Source organism: Pseudomonas fluorescens, assembly GCF_902497995.1.
GTDB lineage: Bacteria > Pseudomonadota > Gammaproteobacteria > Pseudomonadales > Pseudomonadaceae > Aquipseudomonas > Aquipseudomonas fluorescens_BK.
Genome location: NZ_CABVII010000017.1, coordinates 79,254 through 98,177, shown reverse-complemented (window position 1 = coordinate 98,177; position 18,924 = coordinate 79,254). Strand labels below are relative to the sequence as shown.

The window sequence follows — 18,924 nt, the reverse complement described above, 5'->3', positions numbered from 1 at the left end:
AACGGTTGTGCGCGTACTGACGATCTTCCTTGGGGGGGCAGAGGACAGCTACTGTCATTGTTGCCAGTTTTTTAGATCGATTAGTTATTGTGCGCTTATTGCGGTGGATCAATTTGATCCAACAGCCGATTTGCCGTGATCTCCGCGAGCATGATGCTGTTTGAAATACCCAGCAGGGCATTGCGCGACCCGCCGTCAAGATGGTCCACCAGGTGATGGACCATCACATCGACCGAGGCCAGCGTCTCGACCAGATAAACCACGAGGGTTTCGGTCGTGGCCTTTGGGTCCACTGTGAACAAGGTGCTGGGCGTGCGCGGCGTGGCTTTGATGTCGGCATTCGACGGGAAGTGGAAGTCGAGGGCGCGTTCGGCGGCTTCATTGAGTTTGTTTGAATCGGCGGATTCGCAGGGGGAAACGGCGTCGGTTTCGGGGGGGTTCGGGGATGGTTTGAACATGGTGAAGCTCCAAGTAGGTAATGGAGCTGCCATTGATCGCCGCGACGCAATCAAAGGTGGCAGCTGTGCGCAGGTTCGCGGACCGAGCTACTTGGAAAACCCGGCATACCCGAAGGTATCCCACGCACAGCCACCATAAGACCAAACGACAAGCATTGAAGGATTGTCGATTGGGCGGGTGATTATGCACCAAGTAAGCTAATTCGGGCCGCGACGCCCGGTCGCTGATTTTCAGCGACTTCCAAAGCCTATCTCGCCAACTTCCGACATCACAACCGATAGAGCTTGTCGGAAACATCCTTCAGAACTACAACTCTGTAGGACGTGTGCAGATTTTTTCAGGCCGATCACGATCAAATGTGGGAGCGGGCTTGCTCGCGAAGGCTGTTTAACATTCAGCATCTGTGTTGGCTGACCCACCGCTTTCGCGAGCAAGCCCGCTCCCACATTTGATTTGCGGTGTTGCGGGGAGTGCATTCACAAAAAAGGCGACCCCCTCGCAGGAGTCGCCTTTGATTTGACTGCCGCTAAACCTTACTCGGACAGTTTGTACGCAATCACATAGTCACCCTGCTTGGTGCCCAACGACCCGTGACCGCCGGCTACGACCAGCACATATTGCTTGCCGTCCTTGCCGGTGTAGGTCATCGGCGTGGTTTGCGCGCCGGCTGGCAGGCGGCCTTCCCACAGTTGCTTGCCGTTTTTCACGTCATAGGCACGCAGGTACTGGTCGAGCGTACCGCTGAGGAAGCCCACGCCACTGGCAGTGGTGATGGTGCCGCCCAGGCTTGGTACGCCCATGCTCAGGGGAATTGGAACCGGCGAGCTGTCGCGCACGGTGCCGTTCTTGTGCATCCAGATGGTTTTGCTGGTGGTCAGGTCGATCGCGGCCACGTAACCCCAGGTTGGCGCCTGGCACGGCAGGCCCATTGGCGACAGCAGCGCTTCGAGGACCACGCCGTACGGCGCGCCTTTGTTCGGCTGCACGCCTTCGGTTTCGCTTTTACGCGGGCCTTGGGCGGCGATTTGCGAAGCCGGGATCATGGTCGATTTGAACGCCATGTAGCTCGGGTTCACGAACGCGATCTGACGCACCGGGTCAACCGCGATACCGCCCCAGTCGAACACGCCGAAGTTGCCTGGATAGACAATCGAGCCTTGCAGCGATGGCGGGGTGAACGGGCCGTCGTAGCGCATGGACTTGAAGTCGATCCGGCAGATCAGCTGGTCGAACGGAGTGACGCCCCACATGTCGCGCTCTTGCAACGGCGGCGGCATCAGGTTCAGCTCGGACTTCGGCTGGGTCGGCGAGGTACGATCGCCTTCGACAGCGCCTTGCGGGACCGGCACTTCGTGGATTGGCACGATCGGTTCGCCGGTGCTGCGGTCCAGCACGTAGATGCTGCCTTGCTTGGTGGACGCCAGGACGGCCGGCTTCACGCCGTTGGCGGTTTTCAGGTCCATCAGGGTGGGTTGGCCACCGACGTCCATGTCCCACAGGTCATGGTGGGTGAACTGCATGTGCCAGCGCACCTGCCCGGTCGCGATGTCGAGGGCGGTCAGGCCGGCGGCATGCAGTTCCGATTCAGGGGTACGATCGCCACCGAACTGATCCGGGGTCTGGTTGCCCATCGGCAGGTAAAGCATGCCGAGTTTTTCATCGACCGCGAACATGGACCACATGTTCGGCGAATTGCGGGTGTAGACCTCGCCTTCGGCAATCGGGGTGGTGTCGTCCGGGTTGCCGCTGTCCCAGTTCCACACCAGCTTGCCGGTGTGCACGTCGAACGCGCGGATCACGCCGCTTGGCTCGTCGATGGAGACGTTGTCGGTGACGTGGCCGCCAATCACCACCAGATCCTTGGTGACCGCCGGTGGCGAGGTGGAGTAGTAACCGCCGGCGGTAAAGCCGCCGATGTTGGCGCGCAGGTCGACCTGGCCTTTGTCGCCGAAGTCTTCGCACATCTTGCCAGTGTCGGCGTCGAGGGCGATCAGGCGCGTATCGGCGGTCGGCAGGAAGATGCGACGTGGGCAGACGGTGCTGACGGGCGTCGTGCTGGCCGTGCCGGTCGGGCTCTGCGCGGAGGCGTAGACGGCGTCATCGTGATAGGTCACCCCACGGCAGGTCATGTGCGCCCAACCCTTGAAGTTCGCCGCGTTTTGCGTGGAGAGCTTCGGATCGAAACGCCAGATTTCCTTGCCGGTGTCCGGGTCCAGGGCGATCACTTGGCTGTGCGGCGTGCACACGTAGAGCATGCCGTTGACTTTCAGCGGAGTGTTTTCGGCGGTGGTTTCGCCCGGGTCATTCGGCCCTGGCAGGTCGCCGGTGCGGTAGGTCCAGGCTGGTACCAGTTTGTTCACGTTCTGCGGGGTGATCTGGGCCAGTGGCGAGTAACGATCGCCGTGGGCGCTGCGGCCGTAGGAGTTCCAGTCACCGTCCGGCATGGCCGGGGCGGTGTTGGTCATGCCCGGCACGCTGTCGCGGTCCAGTTGGCCTTTGATTTCACCGGGGTTGGTGAACTGGCTGGCCAGCGCGGCAACGCCCGCCAGCACCACGGCCACGCTCAGCGCGCCGGTGCCCATCGGCGCGGCGCCTGCGCGCAACAGCGGACGACGGAACCACGGCAGCAGCATGACAATGCCCAGTGCAAACAGCATGGCCAGGCGCGGCACCAGTTGCCACCAGTCGAGGCCGACTTCCCACAGGGCCCACACGGTGCTGGCAAACAGCACCAGTGCGTACAGACCCAGTGCAGCGCGGCGGGCGGCAATCAGCAGCGCGCCGGTCAGTGCCAGGCCGATACCGGCCAGCAGGTAATACAGCGAGCCGCCGAGCAGGCTCAGCTTGATCCCCCCGGCCAGCATGGCCAGGCCCATTAGCAGAAGCAGGATGCCGAGCAGGCTCGGCAGCAGACGGCTTCGACTCAAAGCACCATCAGTGCTCATAGTGTGGTTCTCCGTGACGTTTTAAGTAGTCCCGCGCAAGTTCACTGTAGATGACGATCCTGTGCGGGCAGGGTTCATATAGAAACTGTTTAGACGACGCATTTCCTGTAGGAGCGTGGCTTGCCCGCGAAGACGGATGAACATTCAACATAGATGTCGATCAATAGATCGCCTTCGCGGGCAAGCCTCGCTCCTACAGGGGGGTTGTGGTGTTGGTTAGAAAGACGACTGGATCTTGATCCCGCCAATCAGCGCGTCATCGACCTGGTCCACGCCACCGGGGTGGCGGATGTATTGCAGGTTCGGACGCACGGTCAGCCAGTTCGTGACGTGCACGCCGTAATAGAGTTCGGCGCTGTATTCGGTGTCTTGCGGTGGCAGGAACGACGGGTCGTCGTAATCGGATACCGCGCGAGCCTGGTTGGTTGCCTCGGCGTTCTTGCGATACGCCGGGTTGACGTGAACCCGGGCGACGGCGAAACCGATATCGTCCCTGGCGCGGGCATCGAACAGCCCTTTGTAGACGACGCCGGCCTGGACATAGTTGTCGATGGCATTGGTCTTCTTGTCGTGCATCGTGCCGTTGGCGAACACGCTCAGGCCGCGAGAGTGGTCGCTGGCGCGGCTGGTCAGTTGCTGTTGCACACCGAGCCACACACCGTGCTTGCTCGAGGCGCTGCGGTAGGCTTCGCCGCTCAGGGCCGCGGGCTGGCCATTGCTGTCTTTGTAGGCGTCGGTGGCATTGGCGTTGCTGTAGTAATAACCCGCGCGGTATTCACCCGGCAGGCCATTGAGCTTCGGCGACCACACCAGTTCCACAGGCAAGATTGCGCCTTGGGTACCACTGCCACTGAGCTTGAAACCATTATCGCGATCGAGGTTCGACGGGTTTTGCTCGTAAGCGCCGATCTGCGCGTAAAGCTGCGGCGTCAGATGATATTTGACCCGCATCGCCCACTGGCTGACGGGCCAGTTGTACCAGATGCCCCCGACCCAGTTACCGACCTGCGAGCCACAGAACGCCAGGTTCTGGAAGTCGCAGGGGAAGCTGTTGAAGTCTTCGCCCTCGCCGAAGCGACCGACCTTGATGTCGAGCTTCTGATCGAAGAATTTCTGCTGATACCACATCTGCGTCAGACGCCAGGTCTGGCCACGGCCCCAGACTTCCTGGGCCGAGGTGAAGCCACCGACCCGTGGGTCGTTGATCCGGTCGTTGCTGATGTTGTTGCCATTGCGCTCGGTGATGGTCAGCTGGAATTCGGCGTCGTCCCAACCGAGAATCTTTTGCAGGTCCAGGTGGGTGCCAAAGCCGAACTGATCGCTGTAGCGGGCGGTGCGATCATGGTCGTAGCCGCCGTGCAGGTTGCTGCCCATTTCACCGGTGTAATCGACTTTGAAGTCGTAGCCTTTTTCCGATAGCTCGGTACGCGTGCCGTTCCAGTCGCCGAGCATCCACGGCGAATCACTGTCGAACGCCGGGGCAGCCTGAACGCAGGTCGCGAGGCTTACAGCGGCGAAACCGCCCATTATGTTCAGGGCTTTTCGGCCGGCAACAGTCATGCAGACAGCGCTGTCTTTCGAGGATTGCAAATAAGGCATAGAGAAGGAATTCTTGATCTTTTTCTGGGATGAACTGAAAGCAGCAGGGATGAAGCGGGCAGCGGAAGCGTTTCAGCTTGACGGGTGTAAGGATAATGTCCTGTTACAAATAGAGAAAGGGCTTTTACTGACATGCAGCCTTTCGGAATCGGTAACAGTCAGCGGATACACAAATCCCATATCCACCGAAGATCCCCTGTAGGAGGCCGCCCAGCCTGCGAAGAGGCTGCGCTTTCGCGCAGAGAACATGCCGATAAATCGGCAAATAATTTATCTTAAAAATCAATGAGATAAATTTTGTTCTATAAGAGCTGGCTTGCCAGCGAAAGCGGTGTGTCAGTCAATATCGTTGTCGCCTATGAAATTGCCTTCGCTGGCAACCCCGCTCCTACAGGTTCACCTACATTTATGAGATAGCGCACAGAGCGCTTTCCCCGGATGAAGCCCTCGGCTAAGGTGCGCGGCTTCCAATTCCTACTCGCTCGAAGGCCTGGCATGACCGAACAGAACAACAACCCGCTGCACGGCGTGACGCTGGAGCAGATCCTCAATGCCCTGGTTGAGCACTACCAATGGTCGGGGCTGGCCGAGCGCATCGATATCCGCTGCTTCAAGAGCGACCCGACTATCAAGTCGAGCCTGACCTTTCTGCGCAAAACCCCGTGGGCGCGGGAGAAGGTTGAGCGCTTGTACGTGAAGTTGATGCGCACCAAGCGTCCGGTCTGAATATGGTCAGCCCGTCTGCCGCGCGGCGTCGCTTCGTTGCCGTGGCTGCCATCCTCGGTTGGGCGGGATTGAGCATTCAGCTGTACCTGATTTTTTATATGCGCTGGAGTATCGAGGCCAGCCTGCTTGGCGGGTTGGTGAGTTTCTTCAGCTATTTCACCGTGCTGACGAACACCCTGGTGGCCACTGTGCTGACGTGTGAGCTGACGTCCCGCGAGTCGGCGGCGCGACGCTGGTTTTTGCAGCCGGGGGTGAGCAGTGGCGTGGCGGTGAGTATTGCCGTGGTCGGCCTGGCGTATAGCGTGTTGCTGCGCCATCTGTGGCACCCCGAAGGCTGGCAGTTTCTGGCCGATGAACTGATGCATGACGTCATGCCGCTGCTGTTTCTGATCTATTGGTGGTGCTGCGTGCCCAAAGGCATGTTACGCCTGCCACACCTGTGCCTGTGGGTGATTTATCCACTGGTGTACTTCGCATACTCACTGTTTCGCGGGCATGTGCTGGCGGTTTACCCGTATCCCTTTATTAACGTGGACAAGTTGGGTTATCCACAGGTGTTTATCAATGCGGGTGGGTTGCTGGTGGGGTTTGTGGTGGTTGCACTGCTGTTGATCGGGTTGGATCGATGGCGGGGACGAATTGGCAAGGGGGGAGACCTGTAGCGATGTTGAAATCGCTTTCGCGGGCAAGCCCTAATGCCAGTCAGTTAAGCGAAATCCCTGTGGGAGCGGCGGTGCGGCGATCCGACTTGCTCGCGAAGACGGCGGCCCAGTCATTATTGATGTCGCCTGACACACCGCCTTCGCGAGCAAGCCCGCACACATTGAGTTTTCGTCGTACTCAACATTCAGGTACGACAAATTTCCTGTGCGAGCCTGCTCGCGAAGAGGCCCTAAAGGCTGTTACTCCTCTTCGCTGTCATCCAGCCGCCAATAGCCAACCGCTTTGACGAAGTGCTCGTCCAGCCCATGCTCATCCAGCAATACCCGGCGAATCTGCCGCGACACTTTGCTTTCGGTCGCGACCCAGGCATACAGATTGCCGCCGGGCACCTGCAGCTGTTTCACAGTGGTCAGCAGGTTGTTCCTGCCACCTTCGCGCAATACCCAGATCACATCGACCTGCGCCGGGCTCTCGAGCCGTTGTTGTTCGGCGCCGTTCTCCACTTCCACGATCACCAGTGCCCTCCGGTTGGCCGCCAGGCCTTCCAGGCGTCGAGCGATGGCGGGCAGGGCGGTCTCGTCGCCGATCAGCAGGTAGCTGTCGAACATATCCGGCACGATCATCGAACCCCGTGGCCCGCCGACGTGCAGGAACTGGCCGGGCTCGGCCTGTTCGGCCCAGGTCGCGGCCGGGCCGTCGCCGTGCAGCACGAAGTCGATGTCCAGTTCCAGCGAGTCGAGGTCATAGCGGCGTGGGGTGTAGTCGCGCATCGCGGGCATCGGCCCGTGGTCTTTGCCGGCACCGAGTACCAGGGTTTCCAGCGTCGCCTGTTCCGCTGCATTCTGCGGGAACAGCAGTTTGACGTGATCGTCCGTGCCAAGGCTGACGAAGCCCGCCAGCTCAGGGCCGCCCAAGGTAATCCGGCGCATCCGCGGGGTCAGTTCGACCACCCGCAATACTTCCAGGCGACGACGCTTGATTTCGTGCATGACACGGTGAATGGTGTGCGCGATCACTTCAGTCATTCGCTTTTCTCCGATGCAGTGGCAACGGCGGGGCCGTCGACGATGGCTTTGGCGGTGTTATTGAGCAGCGCGGCAACCCGCAGGATCTCTTGCGCGCTCCAGCGCCCGTGATGCAGTTGCAGGGCATGCCGCAAGTTATGCACCGCTTCGTGGATCTCGGCCGGGCGGTCATAGCCACGCAATGAACGTTTGCTGACATCAATGCGCATGCGTACGCCGTCCAGGGCAATGGCTTGCTCACCCAGGGAAACGCAGCCGGCGTCGGTCACGCGGTAGCGTTTTTTTCCGCCCTCGGCGTCGCCCTGAATCATTTCGCTTTCCTCCAGAAAGGTCAGGGTCGGGTAGATCACACCGGGGCTGGGGCTGTAGGCGCCGTCGAACATGCCTTCGATCTGGCGGATCAAGTCGTAGCCATGGCACGGCTGTTCGGCGATCAGCGCCAACAGCAGCAATTTCAGGTCGCCGGGGGCGAAAACCCGTGGGCCGCGTCCACCGCGTTCGCGGCCCGGGCGTTTCTCAAAGCCGTCGCGGCCATCACCGTGTTCACGGTGGGGGGAATGATGGTCTCTCATTTTTTCCTTCTCGTTGTCATGTTTAGATACAGCGTAAGATATATCTTATCGAGACGGAAGACGTTTTTGAGAAGCGCTGAAATCAGCTGACCAGCGGCGCTGCACCCAGCGAGGGAAATTACAAAGGGCCAGCAGGATATTTCACACGAACGGAATTTTTCTGAAAGTTGAAGCTATTACTCTAATAATTGTAGAGTTAGTATTCTAATTGTCTGCAAGTTACCGATTTATATAGTGCAAATTGCTGTATGGTTTTTTCAATCAAACTGTCTGTAGGTCGTAACTTACAGTCACTGTTTTATATTTGTATTTTTTGTATCTTTTTCCTTCCAGTCGTGGGGTGGTTGAACTACGCGCTCATCGGAAGTTGCCTGCTTACTTTCCGGATCAGGAAGCCGAAGATGCACCGGCGTTGAAAGTTGAAGTAAAGCGATCCGACAAGGGGACGCTTTTTTTACTTTCAATGAACCGCCTCCATTAAGAAAACAGGTACTTAACAATGTTCAAGAAATTCGCAATCGCTGCTCCTCTGGCTCTTCTGGCACTGGGTTCGTCCGGGGCATTCGCTGCCGGTGAAGCCGCTCACTCGATCAGCGTCATTGCTCATGTGCCGACCGATGGTTTCTACGTAGTGCCTACCAACCCTGATCTGGTTAACAAGGATCAGGATATGAGCTACAAGCCAGAAACCGGCAAAATGGGCGAGGTCAATGGCTTCTTCGATATCCGTAACAACAACGGTTCGGTCCACGCCAGCCTGGACAGCACCCCAAGGCTGATTTCTGGCGCAGATACCGCTGATCTGAAGGTCACCATCAATAACGTCGAACTGACGACCACGCCGAAACCGGTTGTGGGCGAAGCTGAGTCGGATGTCAACTTCCGTGCATCGCTGAACATTGCTCTTAAGGATGCCACCATTCCTGCCCCGGGCGATTACACCGGCGTCGTAGCAATGACCTTCGACGCCGTTCCGCCGGTCGTTACTCGTTGATCAAGCGATCAGTCAACAAACGCTGACATTACACGTCGCGTTAGCCGACGGGGCAAACAGCAGTGTTTGCCACGTCGGACTTCAACTTGTTCGTAATCAGAGTAAGAGTTCATGTTCCCGATGATACCCATCGCGGCTGCGCTTGCGCTGTTGTTTTGTGCCAGTGCAGTGGCGGCTCCCGTTTCTTCCGCCGGTACGACGCCGCGCAGCCTGTTGGCCCAGGCCAAAGGCCTGCCGGCGGATTTCGAGGAGCATTTCTTTGATGTGCCTCTGGCTGTTCGGGTGGAACTCGATCAACAGCCGCTGGGGGAGGCGATGGTGGTGCTGTCTCGTGACGATCGCATCACCCTGCTCGAATTTACCGACACCAGCGAAAACCGCTTCGGCCCCGTCGAGCGGGAAAAATGGGCGAGTTACTTGAAGCCGGGTGTGGCGTTAGGCAATTGCACCGGTTCGTGTCCGGATCAGGTGCTGGCCGTGCATTACAACCTGGAAAACTCGTTGGTCTCGATCCTCACCGAAAACGCTGAACGGGACGTGCAAGCCAAGCGTTACTTCGAACAGCCCGAAGGCGGCAGCCGCGGTTTGATGGTCCGTAACCAGCTCAACCTCAATGGTGGCCAGGATCAGGATCTGGGCGGACGCTATGGCCTTGAAGCCAGCGCCAGCCTGGGCAACTGGAGCCAGACGTTCAATATGCAATTGGCCCGCCTCGGCGGTCCCGATGACAAGCTCTATCATGCGGTGCATGAGCTTTACACCCAGCGCGAACTGCAAGGCAGCTTCCTGCGCCTGGGCTATTTCACCCCCAATTCCGAAGGGCTGACACGCCAACCGCGCACGTTTGGCACCAGCCCCGATACCGCTGTCGGCGTCATGTACGGCAGCTCCGACAGCCTGGCGATCAACAGTCCGATGCCCAGCGTCTATCCGATCTATGTCACGGCCAATCGCCAGGGTTCGGTGGAGATCTATCGCGACGGTCTGTTGCTCAACACGCAGTCGGTACCCGCCGGTTTACAGACCCTCGACACCCGTCCGTTGCCCGGCGGCATCTACGAAGTGGAGGTACGCCTGGTCGAAGACGGCCAGATCACCTCCACCACCCAGGAGCTGGTGTACAAGCCCAGCAACTGGCGCAACCTCGACGATCGCTGGCGCTACAATCTGTTCGCCGGCGAAGAAAGCAAACTGCTCAGCAACTGGGATCAGCAGTCCAGCGGCAGTGCCACAGCAGGGGCATCGGTCAATTACCTGATGCACCCGCGAGTCATTCTCGGGCTGTCGGCGCGGCAGATTCGCGAAAAACTGCAATATGGCAGTTCCATCGACTGGACCCTGGCCAATCACCTCAGCCTGTACGCCAACGTGTACCAGACGCAAGATCATGGCACCGGCCTCGATCTGCAAAGCCTCTATAACTATGGATCCGGCAGCCTGGTGATCAGCCACAACCGCAGTTGGCTGGACACCACTGACCTCTACGAAACCCTGCCGGACGGCACCCGCATACGTCAGCGCAATGTGTTCGTCGGTGAGACCAGCAACTCGTCGCTGGCGCTCAACCATCGGCTCAGCAGCAAAAGTTCGATCAATGCCCGGGTGTCCCACAGCGAGGGCAACGTCGAAGGCGTCGGCCTGGACCTGGGCTGGAACCAGCGCACCACGCTGTTTGGCAGCGATGGCAACTGGCGGCTGTCGCTGTTCGACCGACCGGGCAGCTATAGCAGCGGCAGTGCGCGCAATCGCGGGGTCGACCTGAGCATCAACCTGGCAATGGGCGCGCCGGGTCAGCAGATCACCGGCAGCATCGGCTCGCGCACGGCCCGGGATGGCAGTCGCGACAACAATGCCTCCCTCGGCTGGCGTAAAGACCTGAAGGATCATGTACTGCAAAACGTCTCGGTGACCGCACTCACCGACACCTATGGCGTCGGCATGTCCAGCCTGGCGAACTTTCGCACCGATCAAATCAATGGCGATGGTTTTCTCCAGCGCTCGTCCTATAACGGCAACTTCACCGGTGGCCTGAACCTGGACAGCACCCTGGCCATCGGCGCAGAGAAAATGATGCTGACCAGTCAGCATGAGATGCGCGGTGCGGGGCTGATCGTCGACGTGGAGTCGGACATCGATGACATTGCCCTGCGCGCCGACGATTACAGCGGCGGCAGCGCGGCGTTGAAGCCGGGGCGCAACTTCATCCCGATCACCGCGTACCAGAACAGTTCGGTGAGTTTCGACTTCGAGGGCATTCAACAGCGGCGACAGCACCGCATTCGTCAAGGTCAGCGTGCTGGAAATCGTTTATGACGCCGACGGCACACCCAGGGAAATCCCGGTCGAGGCCGCCGCCGACGGCGCCTCGCGCAACGGGGTGATGGCCAGCCCGGCGCGCCTGATCGTGCCGGCCCAGGGCATGCAAGGCACCCGCCTGTTGTACATGGGCGAGCGTGACCGTGAGCGCTACTTCCGGGTGCGGTTCGTGCCCGTGGTGCCGGAAAAGGAAGATGAGTTTCTGGTCAGCAGCGAAGAGCGCGAAGACTACAAGAAAAACCTGTCTGCCGGCGTCAACGTGATGACCGGGTTCGGCACGGTCTTTTTCGTACGGCCAACAGACGCGCGCTTCGAGACCGCCGTCAATGAAACCGATCACCGCTACGAGCTGCGCAATAACGGCAATACGGTACTCATCGTCGACGAGTTCAAAAGCTGTTCATTGAGCAATGAGTCCAACTGTGGCGCGACCACCAAACACCACGTCATGGCGGGCAAGGTATTTGGATTCGACAAGGAAAAGGGACGCGAATACCGCTTCAAGCTGATCGAAGGCGAGCTTAAAAAAGACCTGAAGGTAGTGAGCCGATAGACCTGCTTTCCATTGACGCAACGGGTATCGAACATGATCAAGCACTGCGCCGCCGTCGCGCTGACGGTAATGACCGTACTGACGGGATCTTTGACCTGGGCTGCCCGGGAAGAGCACACCTTCGAGGTGTCCGTGGCCATCCCGACGCTCGCGTTTTACGTGATCCCGGCTGAATCGGACTGGATTCACCGGCCGCAGCGGCTGAACTGGAATCTCTCGAACTCGACCCTGAGCAGTGTGCGCAAGAATTTCGATGTGCGACATGACACCAGCGCGATTGAAGCGCGCCTGGAAGCCGCGCCCTTCCTGTCGAACGGCACGCCGGGTGACGATATTGCGCTGCGGGTCAGTTTCAACGGTGTTGAATTGAGCCCTGACATTGCCCCGCGACAAGTGCTTTCTGCGCAGGACGCGGCGGTGGGCAAGCGAGTGATGCTGCAGATTGAACCGGTAAAACCTGACGGTGGATACCGGCCGGGGGACTACAGCGGCAATGTTCTGTTGTTGTTCAGTGCAAGGGCGCCTGGGGAGTGAGCGCGTGGACCATGAAAAAAAGGCCTTATTTCAGGAGCACAACCCGATGAATTTTAGCAGCACTGAATCCCATGAATGGTGGCGGGGCGCGGCTCGGCTCGGTCTGTTGTTTGCCCTGTTTGCCCTGTTTGCAGTCGTCGCGAGGGCCGAGGTGCATAACATCGAGGCCACGTTCCAGCCGGATTCTTCGAACCCGCAAAAAAATCAGTTCAAGAACCAGACGCCGTCCGAGGGCTTTTGTCGTCAGGTGCCGCAAGCCTGTGAGCCTTCAGGCCTGTTCAGCCTTGTCGCGCGTATTCCATTTACCGCCAATGCGCCGATCAGGAACAATCATGCCGATCCACGTCAGGGCGGAATGGCCAAAGTACCTTCTGACTGGAACAACATTACGGTTACTCACGCTTCGGGTGATACCAAAAACCTGGAGTTGAGGATTGCCGGTATTGGCCATGAGACACAGATTCCCTTGTCTGTGGTCGAGTTGACGGGAGGAGGATGGTGGGATGATTTATGGGAAGGTGGGGGATGGGTTTATGCGCCGGCGCCGTGTCAGGGCGTGGGATGGTCCTCTGCGGGTCCGCATGGCTACAACAGTTTCTGGAAAGTCCCCGAGGGAGCCGGGGTTTGCAGCAAGAAGGCGAAATTCGATATCCCACTCGCCTTGCGCTATCAATATTTTGTATACGCTTATGAATTACGCACCCCGGATCCGCTGAAAATGGTCTCTGGTGAGTACACCGGGTCCATTACGTATTCCGTCGGTCCTGGCCAGGATTTCGACATGGGCGACGTCATGATCCCGGCAGACAGCCTGCTGACCCTCAACTTTCTGCTGGTCGTGAATCACACACTGAAAGTCGACCTTCCCCCCGGGGGCAATCGTGTGGTGCTAGAGCCGCAAGGCGGCTGGCAATCCTGGCTGACACAGGGTCGTAAACCGATACGTTTGTTCCGCGATCAGACATTCAATATCTCTGCGTCGAGCCGTTTCAAAATGAACCTGCAATGCCAGTACGCCAGCGGCAATAATTGTGCATTGTGGGAACCGAACGCCGGCCATCCGGTGCCACTTGAAGTCAGCGTTACCTTGCCTGATGGGCTGGCGGATGCGGCGGGGCAACCCGTCAGTCGTCGTTTACTGCGGCGTGATGGTGTTGGCAGCGAATTTTTTCAGCCTGGTTTTTACCTTGATCGCAAACCCGGCACCTTGCATTTCGAAGTGGCCCGCGAGGCGGTTGAGGAAATGCTCAAGCCGGGCATATCCCGAAGCTATTCAGGCAATGTCACGGTTATCTGGGATTCGGAAGTGGGCTGAACAACCTGCCGAAGAAAACAGCCCCGAGTGGATCAGACTCGGGGCTGGCCTGGGGTTGGTCGACTACATTCAAGGCGCGTTACAGCGGATGAATCCCGACTCTTTCCATCGCTTCGCGGGTCAGCTTTCTGGCCAACTCATCTCGAGCATAGCCCAGGTCTGATATAAGCCGCTCATACAGCCGCGCAATCTCGTCCCGGTCTTCGGTAAACACGTCGGTCTGCGGAACATCCAGTTCCCCGGCCAACCTTTCCAGGGTTCTTTGGCGCGAGGCCAAGTCTTTCGGATCTGTTGTACTCACCCAGTCTTGTTGGGCCAGGTGCAAGTCGTCGACGAGCTCTTGTTTTCCTTTGAACAGACGATCATTCGCGGCGAACTCCGCCGGATGGGTGTTTCGTAAATGTTGTTGCCAGAATGAATCAATCATCCCGTTGACCAACCCGTCACCACTCTCCCGTTCGATAATCGTCTCGTAGGCAGTGTCGATCATTTTCTGGTCCACGCGCGCGGTGCGGCGATACAGCATGGCTTCAGACTGCCAGGGTAAATCCAGCCGCTTGGCCAGTCCGGTCTCAAACGCCAGGTGTACTTCCACTTCATCCGGCTTGGGATAACCCGCGTCGTTTCGATGTTTCTCGGCCTGAGCGCGGTACTCGGCTCTGGCAATTTCTCCCACCTGATCCAGACGAGCAGCGCCCTTGGCCAGTTTGACAAGCCTGGTTTCAAGATCCGCCGCAGATATCGAGTCTGTGTATGCCTTGGATACCAGGACTTTTATCCCCATGTTGTTGAACAGTTGTGACCCTGCATCAGCGCAAGTAAATGGCTCGCTGGCGATTGTGAACAGTTTCTTGCGCAGGCGGGAGTCCAATGCCGCGGCATCGATCATCTCCCAGACTCGCCTGGTGAGCTGTTTGCGTGCCTGAGGATCCTGGTAATCCGAGCTCTCTCTTTGCCTGCGGATAACCCTGAAAAAACCGTCGGAGTCGGGCTCAGACGCCACATCACTCCAGGACTCGTCCCTGTATGTCCCGACCCCGGTTGAGGAACGATGCATACCTGTGTCGTCCGGTAACGACCTCCAATGGGCTATCTCATTGGTTGCAACGGGTTCGTAGGCTTGTTCAGGGGACAAGCCTACCGACTGGCGGTAGTCTCCCAAAAGGACTCGATCGACATCGTTAAGCTTCCGGGTGTCCAGTTGCGTGCGGGCCACGATGAGTGCGTGATCCGAGCCACGAACGACGTTTGGCACCGTTTTGATCGGACTGCCCCGCAGGTCGAGATGAAAGCCACGCGGGCGATGTTTGGCGATGATCCCGTCCATGAACAGGTGTTCCGGCCAGGTGTCGAGGCCGGTGGTTTTAAGGCTCAGGATTTTCAATCGGCGCATGCGTCCGACATCCAGGGGCTGCATTAGTGGATTGTTGTCCAGCCTCAATGTTTCCAGGCGAGTGAGGTCACCCAATTGCCTGGCGGAGTCAGGCGTCAACCTGATGTCGTTGTTTGTCAGGCGCAAGGTTTCAAGCAAATGCATCCTGCCGATATCGGCAGGCAGCTTTTTCAGGTTGCTGGAGCGAGCGCTCAAATGACGCACGTTGGAAAAGTCGTTCAACAGGCCGCCAGCGTCGGCGGAAAAGCGCGCGTTGTCCAGATTCAGCACGGTAATCTGGTCGAGATACTTTTTGATATTGGGTTGTTCACGCAGATCGTTCCACCAGCGATCAAGATTCGGCCCCATGAACTCTGAGGACAGGTCCAACGTATAGCCGCTTTCCGGGTGGGTATTGTGTTCGCCGAATGCCTTACTCTTGCGTTCGAAGCATTCAAGGAGTCGTTCAGAAATGTGACTGCCGCCGTTTCGAAGAAAGTCGTGAAAGTTATTGATAGGGTTGGCTACATCCGAGCTATCCATAATGGGATGTTGATCTTGACGCCACTTTTGTAAAATAGTGCGTAATTCATCGAGTTCGTCTTTGCGCCGGTCAAGGGCCTGGTCGGGGTCGCCCTTGACCCGTAATGCCTCAATAAAGCCAGTCACTTCTTGATCGCTGAAAGAGGGGTGTAACTCTCTGACCTTTTCTTCGAGGGTCCTTGCTCTAAAAAAACGCCAAGGGCCCCGCACCAGATTCTCGGTTTCAATGCTGGCAACCGGACGAATCGGCGGTTCGGCCATCACCGTTCGACGTTCGGCCGCCGGCGCAGATTTTTCCATGAGCCAGCGCTTGAACAGACGGCCCTGACCGCGGGTGTACCCCACGGCCATGCGTTGGTCATCAGGCAGGGCGCGCAGAATCGATTCGTAGAAGTCATCGGCGGCATGGAGGGGCTTGTTGGCGCCGTCGAGCACCTCGTACTGAGCCTGTTCGTCCCTGATCAGTCGCCGAACCGTCGCGGCGTCATCCGGGCCGACGCTGCAGCGTAGCGTGCCGTCATAGGTGCCGTCACGCACCTCGATGCGCAAATCGGCGAAGCTGTCGGTATTGAATTTGAGCGTGTTCAGCGCCAACCGCTCGGTCTCCGGCAGCACCAGCTGATCATGATAAAAGCCGTCATAAGCGCGAGCGGTGGTGGCTTCGAAGTTGAATTCCCGTGCCTGGGTTTTAATGCGTAGCGGCAGGCGATTGTCATCCGTCATTCGTTGCCGCTCGGCTGCCGAGGCGTGGGTCAGGAGCGTTTCCGTGAAGGGCAGCGGCAGGTCGGGGAACGTTTGCCTGAGCAGGCTGACCTGCGCCTGGTTTGACCGTTCGCCAGCCCGGTATAGGTATCGGGTGATCTCGCCTTTACGTTCATCAACGGTGTCCGCCAATCGATCCCGCAAGGCCTGGGTGCGATCGGCGCCAGGCACCTCGCGACCGAGCAAGGTCGTGACCTCGGTGTCATTCAAAAAAGCCACGACGCGTTCGGGCAGTTTGCCGGACATGACATCGGCCAGACTTATGCCCAACGTATCGGTGTCCGTTGCATTGGCGTTGCCGTATTTGCGCGAGCTGCCTGTCAGGTCAGCCTTTTCAAACACCTCCAGTGCCCGTGCGGAAGGCCATTCTGGCAGCCCTGTCAGCATCCGTTCAAACCAGAGGGAGGCTGGATCGATCGGTTGCCCTGCGCGAATATTCGCACTGGCAACCCGGACCTCGTCGTACGCGCTGAAGCGCTTGATCGTGTCGGCCAGCACCGGCGCAGGCGCCGCATGTTCGACATGCATCCGGCGCAGCGCATTGTCCTCGGTGCCGCTGCTGATGCGGATCTGCTCCAGTTCCGTGGACGAGAAGCGATCGACCTTGTGCCCCAGGCGGCGCATCAAGGTTTCGCCTTCCCAGCTGCCCGGGTTTTCCGCCTCGTGCACCCAGGCGCCATGGCCGTTGTGTTCCAGCTTGGGCGCGTAGGCATTGGGGCGGGTGGGATGCTTGATTCGATGCGTTCGGGAGGTGGGCGCTTGCGAGACTTTTTCGACGACGTAGAGCTTGTCGTCCAGTGGCAGAATGTCCTGATTGGCGTGTCGATGCAGGCCGTGCTCGTTGGGTTTTGAATCCTCCGAGAGGGTGACGTTCTTCTGTTCGTAAGGGGCGAGATCGGGATGCCACAGTGTTGGTTTGCCATCGGGCAGCTTGACCGCTTTCATGCCCTCCACTCGTGGCCACAGTTTGAGCCGAAAAGCGTTGCCGAGCTTCGCGCCCGCCGCAAACCCCACCAGTTGCATGACATCCGTCGCCACGCCGATCACCTGTTCGGCCGCTTCCAGGGCGAGGCCCTCGGCCAGGTCGACGATCCCCTCGATGACGTCGCTGGTCAGTTGATAAACGGTGTAGGCCATCATCAGTTCGCCCACATACGGCACGAACGGCGTGGCGATCAACAGCGCGACGTTGAAAATGTCCGAGACGATTTTCTTGAAGTTGTCCCACCAGGCCCAGCGCGCGTTGCTGTCCGTGTCGGCGGTGGACACGGCGATCTCGCGTGCATCGTTGAGGATCTTGTTGAGTTTTTGCCGGTAGGCGTGTTCCCAGTGATTTGCGGAATAGGGCAGGTGCTGGAATTGCAGGTGGGGGCGAGCCACGGGATCCTCGCGCCACGGCGGGCTCTGATCCGTCGGATCCTCTTTGTCATGCCACCTGACGGTCACGAGACGTCGATCGAGGTCGGCGAAAAAGTGCCCGCGCTGTTGCTGATCGACGAACTGGCTGAAGAATTGTCGATAACTCTGCTTCGATGATGCGCCGACTTTGTTTTCGCGTAACTGACGCGCCAGTTCAGTCATGAACGCTTCGGGTGAGTCGTACTCCTTGAGCGGGTGATCCGGGTCATGGGGGACGTACGCAATGAGCCGTCGAATGCCGCCGCGGCCGGGCACCGCAGGAATCAGCAGGATAATGCCGGTCAGACGGATTTCCATCATCGACAGGTCGCAGCAGCGCATCTGCCTGCCATTGAGCACTAGCGCAGGTTCGTCCTTGGCCAGATCCAGCATCAGCTTGTAGGCATCGTACTGGATATCGCCAACGGTCAATGCCAGCTGCGCGGCGACAGTGAGTGCATCTTTCTGGCTTTCGGTCACCTTAAGCTTCATGACGGCTTCGGCGACCGGTTCGCCGGGCAGCAGATAGCTGTCGAGGTGCTCCTTGTAAAGCGCGCCGAGATCCAGGTCCCGGCACAGTGCCTGGAACTGGCTGATGGTCATTTTGTGCTTGATCGCGATGACATCGAAGTGCCCGCGATCGTCGGGCTTGCTGATGAACTGCGAGTCGGCATGGACCGTTTCGGTCTTGGCGAAGTTGTGCAGCGCCGCATCCAGCAGGGACACGGTCCGGGTCGTGACACCGCCTGTCACGTCATGCGTATACCAGGGCAAATCCTTGGGCAGGTACAGGCGCAGGTAAGTCGTGCTGACGTCATGCTCGATGCCGTAGCGTTCCCTGAGTTTCGCCTGGAGCAGGGGCTTGGCAAACGAATGCACGTCCAGCAGGTGTTTGAACAGTTGATCCACCTGGTTCTGCGAGCCCCAGGCCTTGAGGTTGGCGGCCTTGAGCTTGGCATGCAGGGTGGCGGGCGCGGTGGTGTACCACGGCTGCATCTGCAGTGGAGTGGCCGCCAGGGCCAGGCCCCTGTTGAGGGTGGCGGTTTTGAAGGGGGCGCCGATGGCATTCTTGATGAAGTCGTAGTGCCGGCCTTTATTGGTATTTTCGGCAGGCGTGGGAGTATCAGACATGGCAATCATCCTTGATC

General features: G+C 58.7%; 12 protein-coding genes and 2 pseudogenes. 7 read left to right on the top strand and 7 right to left on the bottom strand.

All coding sequences use genetic code 11. From position 1 onward, the window contains the following. Nucleotides 1-95: 95 nt before the first annotated feature. From F8N80_RS20000 to F8N80_RS19990, 3 genes are all read right to left on the bottom strand, one after another. The gene (locus F8N80_RS20000) at nt 96-458 is read right to left on the bottom strand and encodes a DUF6124 family protein (protein WP_150784550.1); all 363 of its coding nucleotides are present in this window, start codon (nt 456-458) and stop codon (nt 96-98) included. 534 nt (nt 459-992) lie between these two features. Continuing rightward, nucleotides 993-3,404 (bottom strand): glucose/quinate/shikimate family membrane-bound PQQ-dependent dehydrogenase, encoded by a 2,412-nt coding sequence (locus tag F8N80_RS19995; RefSeq protein WP_150784549.1) that lies wholly within the window; start codon nt 3,402-3,404, stop codon nt 993-995. A gap of 216 nt (nt 3,405-3,620) precedes the next feature. After that, the gene (locus F8N80_RS19990; RefSeq protein ID WP_150784548.1) at nt 3,621-5,003 is read right to left on the bottom strand and encodes a carbohydrate porin; all 1,383 of its coding nucleotides are present in this window, start codon (nt 5,001-5,003) and stop codon (nt 3,621-3,623) included. 495 nt (nt 5,004-5,498) lie between these two features. On the opposite strand from F8N80_RS19990, the gene F8N80_RS19985 reads away from it, so the two are divergent. After that, nucleotides 5,499-5,729, top strand: coding sequence for a VF530 family DNA-binding protein (locus F8N80_RS19985; RefSeq protein ID WP_150745029.1), 231 nt, complete (start codon nt 5,499-5,501; stop codon nt 5,727-5,729). A gap of 2 nt (nt 5,730-5,731) precedes the next feature. Next, nucleotides 5,732-6,391, top strand: coding sequence for a Pr6Pr family membrane protein (locus F8N80_RS19980; protein WP_150745030.1), 660 nt, complete (start codon nt 5,732-5,734; stop codon nt 6,389-6,391). A 240-nt stretch (nt 6,392-6,631) separates the two neighbouring features. Here F8N80_RS19980 and F8N80_RS19975 read toward each other — a convergent pair whose 3' ends face one another. The 3 genes from F8N80_RS19975 to F8N80_RS31225 all read right to left on the bottom strand — a co-directional run bounded on the left by F8N80_RS19975 (nt 6,632) and on the right by F8N80_RS31225 (nt 8,453). Then, a complete protein-coding gene (locus F8N80_RS19975) occupies nt 6,632-7,417 on the bottom strand; it encodes a siderophore-interacting protein (RefSeq protein ID WP_150784547.1) in 786 nt (261 codons plus the stop codon). Further along, the gene (locus F8N80_RS19970; protein WP_150784546.1) at nt 7,414-7,989 is read right to left on the bottom strand and encodes a PadR family transcriptional regulator; all 576 of its coding nucleotides are present in this window, start codon (nt 7,987-7,989) and stop codon (nt 7,414-7,416) included. The genes F8N80_RS19975 and F8N80_RS19970 overlap by 4 nt, the downstream gene beginning before the upstream one ends. A 290-nt stretch (nt 7,990-8,279) precedes the next feature. Beyond that, on the bottom strand, nt 8,280-8,453 hold the full coding sequence (locus F8N80_RS31225; RefSeq protein ID WP_191632953.1) for a hypothetical protein: 174 nt from the start codon (nt 8,451-8,453) through the stop codon (nt 8,280-8,282). A gap of 35 nt (nt 8,454-8,488) precedes the next feature. Between F8N80_RS31225 and F8N80_RS19965 the strand changes: the two genes are divergently transcribed. The 5 genes and pseudogenes from F8N80_RS19965 to F8N80_RS19945 all read left to right on the top strand — a co-directional run bounded on the left by F8N80_RS19965 (nt 8,489) and on the right by F8N80_RS19945 (nt 13,701). After that, the gene (locus F8N80_RS19965; RefSeq protein ID WP_150745033.1) at nt 8,489-8,983 is read left to right on the top strand and encodes a CS1 type fimbrial major subunit; all 495 of its coding nucleotides are present in this window, start codon (nt 8,489-8,491) and stop codon (nt 8,981-8,983) included. A gap of 111 nt (nt 8,984-9,094) precedes the next feature. Next, a pseudogene (locus F8N80_RS19960) lies at nt 9,095-11,236 on the top strand (TcfC E-set like domain-containing protein); the annotation flags it as partial. Beyond that, nucleotides 11,232-11,852, top strand: a pseudogene (locus tag F8N80_RS19955) (molecular chaperone); the annotation flags it as partial. The pseudogenes F8N80_RS19960 and F8N80_RS19955, both read left to right, overlap by 5 nt. A 33-nt stretch (nt 11,853-11,885) precedes the next feature. After that, nucleotides 11,886-12,386 (top strand): CS1 type fimbrial major subunit, encoded by a 501-nt coding sequence (locus F8N80_RS19950; RefSeq protein WP_150784545.1) that lies wholly within the window; start codon nt 11,886-11,888, stop codon nt 12,384-12,386. Between the two features lie 46 nt (nt 12,387-12,432). Further along, entirely contained in the window at nt 12,433-13,701 is a 1,269-nt protein-coding gene (locus tag F8N80_RS19945; RefSeq protein WP_150784579.1) for a hypothetical protein, read from the top strand. A gap of 79 nt (nt 13,702-13,780) precedes the next feature. Here the strand turns inward: F8N80_RS19945 and F8N80_RS19940 are convergent, their stop codons facing one another. Further along, nucleotides 13,781-18,685, bottom strand: coding sequence for an NEL-type E3 ubiquitin ligase domain-containing protein (locus F8N80_RS19940; RefSeq protein WP_369074131.1), 4,905 nt, complete (start codon nt 18,683-18,685; stop codon nt 13,781-13,783). Between the last annotated feature and the right edge of the window lie 239 nt (nt 18,686-18,924).